We start from the raw sequence: 12263 nt of genomic DNA, 5'->3' as shown, positions 1-12263 counted from the left end.
TTCTGGAGTTATTATGGACTTTGTTGTTATTGCCATTGCTGCAAGCATAGGCTTAGTTATTGGCGCATTTATTAGTCGCTTTTATACATTAAGGCAATTTAATCACGATAAACTGCAACAGGAGCTGCAGTTAAGTAAAAATCAACTTCACCAATATCGGCAGGATGTTTCTTCGCATTTAGAAACCACTAATCAATTGATGGGGCAGCTACAAGATAACTATGGCCGTATTGCACGGCATATTGCTGAATCGAAAATGCAGTTAGTAGAGCAAGCATCAGAAAAGCCAGATACTGATCTAAACTATCTATCAAGTGAAGTTGCTACCCATATTCGTCAATCTATAGACCAAATTGATGAAAAACGTCGTGTTTATTCCAAAATGGCTCAGCAACCTCGTGATTACTCTGGCCAAAGCAGCGGCTTAATCAAACAAGCTTCTGCTGAAAAGTCAAAATAACACCAGTTTTATCTAGCCTAACGGAACTTTTTTAACAGTTCGCGGTTCTTAACCGCGAACTTTAATTGGAGACTTTTGCGCTATGAATAAGAAATTGTCATTAATTAGTACCGCCATTATTGCGGGCTTGATGTTGGCTAACCCTTTACCAGCCGATGCTAAAATCCCATTTTTTTCAGCCGCTAAAGATGAAATGCCCACTTTAGCGCCTATGTTAGAACAAGCAACCCCCGCTATTGTCCATATCTCAGTTGAAGGTAGCCGCGAAGTTCGCCAACGTTTACCTGAAGCATTTCGTTATTTTTTTGGCCAGCGCGGTCCAAATGAACTTCGCCAGGAACAGCCTTTCAAAGGCCTAGGCTCAGGCGTCATTATAAATGCCGACAAAGGCTATATCGTCACTAATAACCATGTTATTCAAGATGCAGATAACATTCAAATCCGCTTAAAAGATGGCCGTACTTTTAAAGCTAAAAAATTAGGCACAGATAGCCAAAGTGATATTGCTCTACTACAAATTGAAGCAGATAACTTAGTCCAAGTACCCTTGGCTAACTCAGATCAAATACGTGTCGGCGACTTTGCTATAGCAGTGGGTAACCCTTTTGGTTTGGAACAAACCGTGACATCAGGAATAATCAGCGCTTTAGGTCGAGGTGGCTTAGGTATTGAAGGTTTAGAAGACTTTATTCAAACTGATGCAGCCATTAATAGCGGTAACTCTGGTGGTGCTTTATTGAACCTTCGTGGTGAACTTATTGGTATTAATACTGCCATTCTAGGCCCTAATGGTGGCAATATTGGTATTGGTTTCGCTATCCCAACTAATATGATGAAAAGTTTAGTTGACCAAATTATTGAATACGGAGAAGTACGACCTGGCAGTTTAGGTATTCGCGGTGGTGACGTTACCGCAGACTTAACAGAAGCTATGAATTTAAATGTCAGTAAAGGCGCTTGGGTTAATGAAGTTATCCCAGATAGCCCAGCGGCCAAAGCAGGCTTAAAGTCAGGCGATGTGATTATCAGCATGAATGATAATCGCATTAGTAACTTTAATGAGCTAAGAGCTAAAGTTGCTACACTTGGTGCAGGTAAAAAAGCTAGGCTGGGAATATTGCGAGACGGCAAAGAGCGCACTATTTCGGTAACCCTTGGCGGCCAGAATGAAGCAACTGTTTCTGCTAATGAAATGCACCCGATGCTGCAAGGCGCCTCTTTATCAAGCTCAGATAAAGGCGTAGTCATTGATAGCGTCGAGCCTAACTCTGCCGCTGCACAAATTGGCCTACAGGCAGATGACATTATTATTGGTGTCAATCGTAAGGCAATTAACAGTGTCAATGATTTACGTAAGGCATTAGAAAACCGTAACGGTATTGCAGCACTTAATATTCAGCGCGGCAAAACTAACCTTTATGTATTAATTCGCTAACTTAGCTAATGCTGGGCAGTAGTTAACCGCTACTGTCCAGATTAATTTAATGCTATGCTAAGCGCATGATTAAGTATTACTTTAGGCTGTTGTGCGTAAACTCATCTTGTTTTTATTTAAAAGTGTTGCTTATGGCTTAGCATTAGCCTTTATTTTGTTATGGCTGCTTCCAGCACTTAAAAACGTTTCTTTACCAGCACTTCAACAGAATAATAACGAAGTACTGCCATCGCCTATTAGCTACAATCATGCCGTTCGCCGTGCCGCCCCTGCCGTAGTTAATGTCTATACTCGCAGCACCTTAGTTGACCCAAGAGCACTTAGACCTCGTACTATTGAGCGGCAAGAGCTAGGCTCTGGCGTCTTAATGAGCGCTAAAGGCTATATCCTAACCAACTACCATGTTGTGTATGGTGCCGATTATATTGAAGTAGCTTTGCAAGATGGTCGCTGGTTAGAGGCTGTATTAATTGGCCATGATAAACTCACCGATTTAGCCGTCCTTTATGTGCAAGAGGATAATTTACCAGTTATACCTCAAGATCCTGATCTTGAGTCTCAAGTAGGCGATGTTGTACTGGCTATTGGTAATCCGCTTAATTTAGGCCAAACCATTACTCAAGGTATTATCAGTGCAAATGGCAATAATGGTTTAAGCTCACAAGGGAGTTATTTAGATTTTATGCGTATGGATGCAGCTATTAATCGTGGTAACTCTGGCGGTGCCTTAGTCAATACTAATGGTACTTTAGTTGGCATTAATGCTGCTGCTTACCAGCTTGAAAACCATGATGTCCAAGGCATTTTTTTAGCGGTACCTTATAAGCTGGCTTTAAATGTAATGAAGAAAATCATCAAGCATGGCCGTGTTACCCGAAGTTTCCTCGGGGTGTCTGGGGATGCTGTTCTTAACGCTTCAGGTGAGCGCTTAACATCTTCGGGCCAACTGCTTTATGGTATTAGAATTACAGCTGTTAATGCTAATGGGCCTGCGGCAGAGGCAGGTTTACAAATAGGCGATATTATTTTAGCTATTGATGGTCAAGGCTTTAAAAATGTGCAAGGTGCATTAAATTTAATTGCAGAAACACCACCCAATACTAAATTAGCCCTAACAGTAGAGCGTAATACACAACGTTTAGAGTTAACCGCAGTGGCGCGTGAAGTATTATAAATCAAAAAAAACGGCCCGCACAAAGCAAGCCGTTTTTCAGATTAGCAATTAGAATCGTAAAACTTAACTGGCGTTAACACGCTCTATTTTTGCGCCTAGGCCTTGAAGTTTAAACTCTATTTTCTCATAACCACGGTCTATGTGGTAGATCCGGTCAACAACTGTTGTACCTTCCGCTACTAAACCGGCAATCACTAAGCTTGCTGAAGCGCGTAAGTCTGTGGCCATAACTTGGGCTGCCAGCAGCTTTTCACTATGTTCGCATACCGCTGTATTACCTTCTAAGCGAATTTTAGCTCCCATACGTTGTAACTCAGGAACATGCATAAAACGGTTTTCAAAAATAGTCTCGGTTACCATTCCTACACCATGAGCCACAACATTAAGCACAGTAAACTGAGCTTGCATATCGGTTGGGAAGCCCGGATGAGGTACAGTTTTAACATCAACTGATTTAAGCTGCCTACCCGTCATATTTGCACGGATCCAATCTGGTCCTGTTGTTATTTCTGCACCCGCTTCACGCAGCTTTTCTAACACAACCTCAAGCTCAGCAGGATCAGCATGACGACACGTAACATCACCGCCTGTTACAACGGCTGCGACTAAGAAGGTACCAGTCTCAATTCTATCTGGTAGCACGCTGTGCTCGGCAGAATGCAATGACTCTATACCTTCAATTGTAATAGTGTCGGTACCTGCCCCACTGATCTTAGCTCCCATACTATTTAAAAACATAGCAAGATCGACAATCTCTGGCTCTCGCGCAGCATTATCAATAGTGGTAATCCCATCAGCAAGCACTGCTGCCATCATCAAGTTTTCTGTGCCAGTCACACTGACCATATCCATAATGATATTTGCGCCTTTTAATCGGCTTGAGCTTGCCTTGATATAGCCGTTTTCTACAACGATATTGGCGCCCATTTTACGCAGGCCATCAATATGTAAATTAACAGGTCTAGCGCCAATAGCGCAGCCTCCAGGTAGTGAAACTTCAGCTTTACCAAAACGGCTTAATAATGGACCTAAAGCTAATATAGAAGCCCGCATGGTTTTAACCAACTCATAAGGAGCATACTGGTTATTAACATCAGCGCCTTCAACGGTTACAACATTATCGGTAAAACTAACCTTTGCACCAAATAGTTGCAGTAGCTCTATGGTTGTTTGAATATCTTTTAATTTAGGTACATTACGAATAGTACTCGTCGCAGGCGACAATAGACTCGCAAAAAGAATAGGTAAGGCGGCATTTTTTGCGCCTGAGATGGTCACATTACCCTGTAAGGGTTGGCCACCTGTAACAAGAAATTGTTGCATATAATACTACGCTGGCGGGTTAAGAAGTTTTTCTCTACGCCATTGCTCTGGCGTAAAGGTCTTGATGCTAACAGCGTGAATACTGCCATCAGCGATACTATCCATTAAGGGTGCATAAACCATTTGCTGCTGTTTTACTCGACTAATATCGGCAAAACAATTACCAACAGCAATCACATTATAGTTGGTTCCCTCTGCCTTAACATAGACTTCTGCTAATGCTAACTGCTCTAATAATAACTGTTCTAATTGTTTAATATCCAAATTTTAACCTTACTCAACAATTGGCAATAATGCCCTTACTGCACTTACATCTGCCAATGATAACAGCTGCTGAGGGACATTACACAACTCTATTTGTAGCTTACTACTTTTTGCTTTCGCAAGTTGCTGTAATAACCATGCTAATCCAGCCGTATCAATAGTACTTAAGGCAGTAAAATCAAACTGCACCTTATCAGTAACTGTATTTAACAGCGCGAAGGGTGAATGCAACATTAACGTATCACGGTTTAAAGCGCCTTCAAAACGAAAACAGTGCCCAACCGCTGTTATCTTTAGTGTCACTTATCTTCAGCCTTTTGAATAGGAGCCTTAGATTTTTCTATTAAAAGGCTAGTTACACTTTGTAAGCCTTGCTGGCGAATAATATTGCCCAATTCAGCTCGCTTACTGTCTAATAATGAAATACCTTCCGCAACCATATCAAAAACTAACCAATTTTCACTGTTCTTATTACGGCGAAGTTTAAATTCAATATTAATATCAGGCTTACCCGGATCGATTACTCGAGTTTTAATACTGATGATTTTCTGATTACCAATATCAGAAGCGGGCTCTATCATGACTTTTTGATCTGTATACTGGGTAAATACGCCTGCATAGGTTGCTACCATATACTCCTGGAAAGCTTCAACAAAAGCGATTAGATCTTCGCGTGGTGTATTTCTAAGATCAACCGTATTACCTATAACGCGTAAAGCAGCATACCGACTATCAATATAGGGTATAAGCTCTTCATGTACGACAACACGTAAGTAATCAGGATCAGCTGCTATTTTCTCCTGATCTTTTGCTATACGACTAAAGGTATTATCTGCAACAACTTCAATCATTTTAAAAGGATCAGTATAAGTCGCCACTTCAGCCTGTTCTGCCTGAACAGAAAAAAGTAAAGTAGTACAACTAATAAATAAGCTTAATATTAAGCTGGGTAATTTCATAATTAGCTTCCACGATTAAATAAAAATTGGCCGATTAACTCTTCAAGTACTATGGCTGACTTTGTATCCTCGATATAGTCACCATTAGCTAGAATTTCAACCGTTTCATCAATAAAGCCTGGTTGTAAACCAAGATACTGCTCTCCAAGTAAGCCAGAAGTTAAGATTGCCAGGGAGCTGGTTTCTGGGAAATTGCTATAATCGCTATTGATGGCTAACGTCACAACCGGAGTATAACGACTAGTGTCTAAATTTATAGCGGTTACCCTGCCGACAACGACACCACCAACCTTAACCGGCGACCTTACTTTTAAGCCGCCAATATTATCAAATCTAGCGTGTAATAAGTAGGTATCTGTACCTCCACCCACGCCAGTATTAGCCACCTTTAAAGCCAACATAAAAAAAGCGGCTATAGCTAATATAATAAAGCTGCCAACCAAGAGTTCAATTTTCCGCGCGGTCATCTTATCCACCAAACATAATTGCAGTTAAAATAAAATCGAAAGCCAGCACGGTTAAAGATGCTGTTACGACTGTTTCAGTTGTGGCTCGGCTAATTCCTTCAGAAGTAGGAATAGCGTCATAACCTTTGTGTAAGGCAATCCAAACAACAATAATTGCAAATACAAAACTTTTAATTACACCATTTAGAATATCTTGATATAAATCAACATTTGCTTGCATAGCTGACCAATAACCACCGCCATCTACACCTAACCAATCAACGCCCACTAAGTGGCCACCCAAAATACCGACTGCATTAAAAATTAATGCTAATAACGGCATACTAATCACGCCGGCCCAAAAACGAGGGGCAATAACCCGACGCAGCGGATCAACCGCCATCATTTCTAAACTTGATAATTGCTCAGTGGCCTTCATTAAGCCAATCTCTGCCGTTAGCGCACTACCGGCTCGGCCAGCAAATAATAACGCTGTTACAACAGGCCCAAGCTCACGCAATAAACTTAATGCGACCAAGGGGCCTAGCATTTGTTCTGCACCAAACTTCACAAGGACAGTATAGCCTTGCAAGGCTAAGACCATACCGATAAATAAGCCTGATACAACGATAATCAGTAACGACAACACCCCAACAACATAAAGCTGACGCAACAGTAACGGAAAATTACGGCGGAAATCTGGCTTACCAATAAGCGCAGAAAACAGCATAGTCCCCGCTTTACCAAAACCAGCTATGGTTGATATAGCTGAGCGGCCCAGCTGCTGAACTTTATTTACAATCACTTCGTCAACTCCATTAGCTCATCCTCATAAGGTGCAGCATCAAAGTGAAAAGGAACGGGGCCATCAGCTTCACCTTTTAAAAACTGTTGAACTAAAGCAGATGAATGCTGAAGAAGCTGCTCAGGCGTGCCATGCCCAACTACTGTTTTTTCTGCGATTACATAAACATAATCGGCAATATCCATCACTTCAGTTACATCATGTGATACCACGACTGAAGTTAGACCTAATGCATTATTCAACGATTTTATTAAACGGACGATGACGCCCATTGAAATAGGATCTTGGCCAGCAAACGGCTCGTCATACAGAACAAGTTGTGGATCAAGCGCTATTGCTCTTGCTAAGGCTGCGCGCCTTGCCATACCGCCAGATAATTCAGCAGGCATTAAATCACGCGCACCTCTTAAGCCAACCGCCTCTAACTTCATTAGCACAATTAAGCGGATCAATTCTTCATTTAAAGAGGTATGTTCGCGAATAGGAAAAGCGATATTATCAAACACAGACATATCACTAAATAATGCACCGCTTTGAAATAGCATGCTCATTTTTTTACGGGTCTGATAAAGCTCAGAGCGAGAGAGTGTAGGAATATCTTGACCATCAAACAGTATACGACCTTGGCTTGGTTTTAACTGGCCGCCTATCAACCTTAGTAAGGTTGTTTTACCAATACCGCTCGGCCCCATAATGGCAGTTACTTTACCACGAGTAAATTGCATATTTAAATCGCGATATATTTCTCTATCGCCACGACTAAAATGCAAATGTTGAATATCTATTATCGTATCCGACAAGTTATTTCTCCGTATAACGAACAGTATTTATACCGTTTCAATCTGAACACAGTATTACTTTATTATACTACATGCATAAAATTGCTTCGCAATATACATACAACAGTGTATGTTTGCAATAAACCGTCAACTCATATGACATTGTAAACTGGTTGCAATATAAAGTCGTTAATAAAATGCGTTACAAATTGTATAGTAATGCTAACATTTAACGAAATAAGCGCTTTTTTTTGCATTTCAGCTCAATAAGCTGGAAAATACTAAAGATTGGCTATCACTGCAGAGGAACTAACAATTGTCACCCTTGCTTGTCGCGATTATTGTGGTATTTGTTGGCTTAGTGCTTCTGGTTTGGAGCGCTGATCGCTTAATATTGGGCGCGGCTTCGGTTGCCCGCTATACCCGTATATCCCCCATGCTAATAGGCCTAACGATTGTTGCCCTTGGCACTTCAATGCCAGAGATGTTGGTATCTTCAATTGCAGCCTATAAAGGTCATTTAAGCACTGCTGTTGGTAATGCCCTTGGTTCTAATATCACCAATATATTATTAATTATTGGTCTCGCCGCCTTAATAAAACCGGTACGTGTTACCTCGCTTACGATTAAGCGCGAATACCCCCTACTATTAGTTGCAACTTTTTTAGCTTACTACTTTTTAGCTGACCATCATCTTAGTAGAGTTGAAGGCGTGATACTGCTAGGGGCTTTTTTCCTTTTTATTCTGTTTATGATTTATTCTGCAGGTGCAGTGCAGCAAGATGATCCTGTACTACAGGATATTACAACAGATGAAACACCTGACATTTCACTGAGCCAAGCCTTGTTTTGGTTTGTTGTTGGTATGTTATTATTACTTGCTGCATCTCAACTATTAGTTCATGGCGCTGTTTATATTGCCCGCTATATTGGCGTTAGCGATTTGATTATTGGTTTATCCATTGTCGCATTAAGTACTAGCTTACCTGAGTTAGCAACCAGTATTGTCGGCATAATTAAAGGTGAAATAGATTTAGCCTTAGGCAATATTATTGGCTCAAATATCATTAATATGTTTGCCGTACTTGGCATCACCGCCATCATTGCACCAGGCGCCATTGACCCCCAAGCTGGCAATCAAGATAGCTATATTATGATTGCTGCAACCATCGCGTTACTTTTGCTGTCTTTAAGACCTAGTCGGCGCCCTCGCTTAAGAAAAATTGAAGGTATATTGCTTTTAATCGCCTTTATTGGTTATCTATATTTTTTATTTTCATCCTTTGCCTAAAGAGAGAACCATGAGCACAGATTTTCGTATCCGCGCCAAAGAAGTTATTGCTATTGAAGCTGCTGCTGTAGAGCAGTTAGCACAATATATTAACGACGACTTTAATTATGCCTGTGAACTTATTATGCAAAGCAAGGGTAAAACCATTGTATCAGGAATGGGCAAATCAGGTCATATCGCCAATAAAATTGCCGCAACATTAGCTTCTACAGGTACCCCCTCTTTTTCTATTCACCCAGGCGAAGCTAGCCATGGTGACTTAGGCATGCTATCTGCTGATGATGTTGTTATTGCAATTTCTAACTCAGGTGAAACGGCGGAAGTATTAACAATTATTCCGGTAATCAAACGCCTTGGTATTAAACTTATCGCTATAACCGGCAACCCGGAGTCAACCTTAGCTAAGTTAGCTGATGCCCATTTATGTGTCACCGTTGCAAAAGAAGCTTGCCCTTTAGGTTTAGCGCCAACATCAAGCACCACCGCCACCTTAGTAATGGGCGATGCTTTAGCTATGACCTTATTAGATGCTCGTGGTTTTTCAGCCGACGATTTTGCCTTATCTCATCCGGGAGGCAGTTTAGGCCGCAAACTATTACTGCGCCTAGATGATGTTATGCACAAAGATAGCCAAGTGCCCATTGTTAATATGGACGCCACCATCAAGGATGCTCTACTGGAAATATCTAAAAAAGGCTTAGGAATGACAGCCATTGTCGATGCCGACGGCGTGTTAGCAGGTATTTTTACTGATGGTGATTTACGCCGTATTTTAGATCAGCGTTTAGATATTCATAGCGCTTTAATCAGTGATGTAATGACTCGGCACTGCATTACCGCTAACAACCAAATGTTAGCGGCTGAAGCCTTACAAATTCTACAACAAAAGAAAATCAATGGTCTTATTGTTGTAGATAACACTAACCGGCCTGTTGGCGCCATGAATATGCACGATTTATTACGGGCTGGGGTGTTATAACATGTCTTTATTTGCTCAATTATACCAAGCGACCAGCGATGAGGTTATCAAGCGTGCTAGCCAAATCAGGCTACTCATTTGTGATGTAGATGGCGTCTTCTCAGATGGTCGCATTTATTTAGGTAATAACAACGAAGAACTTAAAGCCTTTCATACCCGAGATGGTTACGGTATTAAAGCTCTACGTGCAGCTGGAGTTGAAGTCGCCGTTATAACAGGCCGCACATCGACCATTGTACAACAAAGAATGACGTCTTTAACTATTCCTTATATTTATCAAGGCCAAGAAAATAAACAGGCTGCATTTAAAGAGTTACAACAAAAATTGCAACTTAACCTAGATCAAATTGCCTACATAGGAGATGATTTAGCAGACTGGCAAGTTATGCAACACTGCGGCTTAGCCGTAGCCGTTGCTGATGCTCATCCTTATTTACGTTTACATGCTCACTATAGTACTAGCTTAAACGGCGGCTTTGGTGCTGTTAGAGAGCTATGTGACTTATTATTAATTAGTCAACAGCAGTTTCTTCTATTTGACGGTAGCAGTACATGAGAAAACTCTTTATTTTGTTTGTAACTATACTAGTTGTTACTGCAGGTTATCTTTGGTTCCAACCAGACGATAGCGATACGCTATTAACGACAGATCAAGAATTACGCCCTGACTATATTGCTAATGATATAAAACGAACGCTTTATAATGATCAAGGCTATAAAACCGATTCAGTTACGGCTGAACGTTTAGATCATTTTGAGCAACTGGGCTTTACTCAATTCGAGCAACCCTTTTACACTCTTTACAACGATCAAGGCCAAGAAAGTTGGACAGCACAGAGTAAAATGGCCACTTGGTATCCTGAAGATAGAATGATCCTTGAGCAAGACGTTATAATAGAAAGTTTATTACAAAATGAACTGATAGAGCGTATAGAAACAGATACACTAGAAATGTTATTTCCTGATAACCGTTTACAAAACAACCAAGCGGTACGTGTTCAGGGCAAAGGTTTCTATATTGAAGGTGTGGGTATTCAGGCAGACTTAACCCAAAAGACCTTACATTTACTGCAACATAATAAAACGGTATACCAAAATGAAGGCTAATTATTTATCGGCAACAGCTTTACTATTAGTGGCATTAAGTACTAATGCTGCCGAGCCAGATTATAAGCAACAAATTCAGATTGATGCAGATAACTTATCTTCGATCAAAGAAAATGTACTGACTTACCATAATAATGTCATTATTAGCCAAGGCTCAATGAAGATGAAAGCCGATCAATTAGAAATCAATGCCAGTGCGGGTAAAGGCAAAGAAATCTATATTGCCAGTGGACGGCCAGTACATTATTCCCAAATGATGGAAGGCGGTAAGTTAGTCACCGCTAAAGCGAATCAAATGCGTTATGAGCCTTCTAGTCGTACCTTAACCCTCAGTGGCGACGCCGAACTAGCCCAAAGTGGCAGCATAGTAAAAGCATCTATTATTCGTTATAACGTTGAAAAACAACAATTAAGTGCAGATAGTAATAAGACCAAGCGTGTTACAACCATTTTTACACCTGAGGGAAATGATAACCCATGAAATTAGTGGCAGCGCATTTGGCTAAGAGTTACAAAGGCAGACAAGTTGTTAAAGACGTTAGTTTAGAAGTTAATGCTGGCCAAATAGTTGGTTTGCTTGGCCCTAATGGTGCCGGTAAAACAACAACATTCTATATGATCGTTGGCCTAGTGCCTTCTGATAAGGGCAGCATTACCCTGAATGATCAAGATATGACCTTTGAACCTATTCATGCTAGAGCGCGAAAAGGTATTGGTTACTTACCGCAAGAAAGCTCTATATTTCGCAAGCTTAGTGTGTACGATAACTTAATGGCAATTTTACAAACACGTAAATCACTTAGCCGTGCAGAACGTGAAGAAATAGCCGATAACTTATTAGAAGAGTTTCATATCGGCCATATTAAACATAGCTTAGGCATGAGTTTATCCGGTGGTGAACGCCGCCGTGTTGAAATAGCAAGAGCCTTAGCCGCTGAGCCTGCATTTATACTTTTAGACGAACCTTTTGCAGGCGTTGATCCTATATCTGTATTAGATATAAAGAAAATTATTCAACATCTAGGCCAGCGAGGGATTGGCGTATTAATTACCGATCATAATGTACGCGAAACACTGGATGTGTGTGAAGTGGCTTATATAGTAAGTCATGGCGAATTAATCGCGTCAGGTGCACCACAACAAGTATTAGCAGACCAAAAAGTAAGAGATGTATACCTAGGCGAGCAATTCAGACTATAGTTTAAATATATAATTTAGGTATAGTAGCTTTATATAAAGCT

General features: G+C 40.8%; 16 protein-coding genes. 9 read left to right on the top strand and 7 right to left on the bottom strand.

Going from position 1 to position 12263, the window contains the following annotated elements:
- Positions 1–13: 13 nt before the first annotated feature.
- From ACRCA4_RS00500 to ACRCA4_RS00490, 3 genes are all read left to right on the top strand, one after another.
- Entirely contained in the window at positions 14–460 is a 447-nt protein-coding gene (locus ACRCA4_RS00500; RefSeq protein WP_433182612.1) for a YhcB family protein, read from the top strand.
- 82 nt (positions 461–542) lie between these two features.
- Positions 543–1895, top strand: a complete 1353-nt coding sequence (locus ACRCA4_RS00495) for a DegQ family serine endoprotease (protein ID WP_433182609.1) — start codon at positions 543–545, stop codon at positions 1893–1895.
- Between the two features lie 91 nt (positions 1896–1986).
- Positions 1987–3069: a trypsin-like peptidase domain-containing protein gene (locus ACRCA4_RS00490; RefSeq protein WP_433182606.1), complete on the top strand. Its 1083-nt coding sequence runs from the start codon at positions 1987–1989 to the stop codon at positions 3067–3069.
- A 63-nt stretch (positions 3070–3132) separates the two neighbouring features.
- Here ACRCA4_RS00490 and murA read toward each other — a convergent pair whose 3' ends face one another.
- The 7 genes from murA to ACRCA4_RS00455 are packed head-to-tail and all read right to left on the bottom strand — an operon-like array spanning position 3133 to position 7666.
- Positions 3133–4392 carry a UDP-N-acetylglucosamine 1-carboxyvinyltransferase gene (murA, locus tag ACRCA4_RS00485; RefSeq protein ID WP_433182603.1) on the bottom strand — a complete coding sequence of 420 codons (1260 nt, stop codon included), beginning with the start codon at positions 4390–4392 and terminating at the stop codon, positions 3133–3135.
- 6 nt (positions 4393–4398) lie between these two features.
- Positions 4399–4656 (bottom strand): BolA family protein, encoded by a 258-nt coding sequence (locus ACRCA4_RS00480; protein ID WP_433182601.1) that lies wholly within the window; start codon positions 4654–4656, stop codon positions 4399–4401.
- Positions 4657–4665: 9 nt separating this feature from the next.
- Positions 4666–4959, bottom strand: coding sequence for an STAS domain-containing protein (locus tag ACRCA4_RS00475; protein ID WP_433182598.1), 294 nt, complete (start codon positions 4957–4959; stop codon positions 4666–4668).
- The gene (locus ACRCA4_RS00470) at positions 4956–5615 is read right to left on the bottom strand and encodes an MlaC/ttg2D family ABC transporter substrate-binding protein (RefSeq protein ID WP_433182595.1); all 660 of its coding nucleotides are present in this window, start codon (positions 5613–5615) and stop codon (positions 4956–4958) included. The genes ACRCA4_RS00475 and ACRCA4_RS00470 overlap by 4 nt, the downstream gene beginning before the upstream one ends.
- Before the next feature lie 2 nt (positions 5616–5617).
- Positions 5618–6082: an outer membrane lipid asymmetry maintenance protein MlaD gene (gene mlaD, locus ACRCA4_RS00465; protein WP_433182592.1), complete on the bottom strand. Its 465-nt coding sequence runs from the start codon at positions 6080–6082 to the stop codon at positions 5618–5620.
- Position 6083: 1 nt separating this feature from the next.
- Positions 6084–6866 (bottom strand): lipid asymmetry maintenance ABC transporter permease subunit MlaE, encoded by a 783-nt coding sequence (gene mlaE / locus ACRCA4_RS00460; RefSeq protein ID WP_433182589.1) that lies wholly within the window; start codon positions 6864–6866, stop codon positions 6084–6086.
- Complete coding sequence (locus ACRCA4_RS00455) at positions 6863–7666, bottom strand: ATP-binding cassette domain-containing protein (RefSeq protein WP_433182587.1); 804 nt, start codon at positions 7664–7666, stop codon at positions 6863–6865. Before ACRCA4_RS00455 ends, mlaE begins: the two co-directional genes overlap by 4 nt.
- A 295-nt stretch (positions 7667–7961) precedes the next feature.
- On the opposite strand from ACRCA4_RS00455, the gene ACRCA4_RS00450 reads away from it, so the two are divergent.
- From ACRCA4_RS00450 to lptB, 6 genes are read left to right on the top strand one after another with little or no spacing between them, the layout of a single operon-like run.
- On the top strand, positions 7962–8936 hold the full coding sequence (locus ACRCA4_RS00450) for a calcium/sodium antiporter (protein WP_433182584.1): 975 nt from the start codon (positions 7962–7964) through the stop codon (positions 8934–8936).
- A 10-nt stretch (positions 8937–8946) separates the two neighbouring features.
- A complete protein-coding gene (locus tag ACRCA4_RS00445) occupies positions 8947–9915 on the top strand; it encodes a KpsF/GutQ family sugar-phosphate isomerase (protein ID WP_433182582.1) in 969 nt (322 codons plus the stop codon).
- 1 nt (position 9916) lies between these two features.
- Entirely contained in the window at positions 9917–10471 is a 555-nt protein-coding gene (kdsC, locus tag ACRCA4_RS00440; RefSeq protein ID WP_433182579.1) for a 3-deoxy-manno-octulosonate-8-phosphatase KdsC, read from the top strand.
- A complete protein-coding gene (gene lptC / locus ACRCA4_RS00435) occupies positions 10468–11022 on the top strand; it encodes an LPS export ABC transporter periplasmic protein LptC (protein WP_433182577.1) in 555 nt (184 codons plus the stop codon). The genes kdsC and lptC overlap by 4 nt, the downstream gene beginning before the upstream one ends.
- Positions 11012–11503, top strand: a complete 492-nt coding sequence (gene lptA, locus ACRCA4_RS00430) for a lipopolysaccharide transport periplasmic protein LptA (protein WP_433182574.1) — start codon at positions 11012–11014, stop codon at positions 11501–11503. The genes lptC and lptA overlap by 11 nt, the downstream gene beginning before the upstream one ends.
- Complete coding sequence (gene lptB, locus ACRCA4_RS00425) at positions 11500–12222, top strand: LPS export ABC transporter ATP-binding protein (protein ID WP_433182571.1); 723 nt, start codon at positions 11500–11502, stop codon at positions 12220–12222. The genes lptA and lptB overlap by 4 nt, the downstream gene beginning before the upstream one ends.
- Positions 12223–12263 lie beyond the last annotated feature (41 nt).

The sequence above is a fragment of the Rheinheimera sp. WS51 genome, assembly GCF_050936095.1.
GTDB lineage: Bacteria > Pseudomonadota > Gammaproteobacteria > Enterobacterales > Alteromonadaceae > Alishewanella.
Note: the sequence above shows the minus strand (reverse complement) of the source record. Positions and strands in the feature narration are given on the sequence as shown.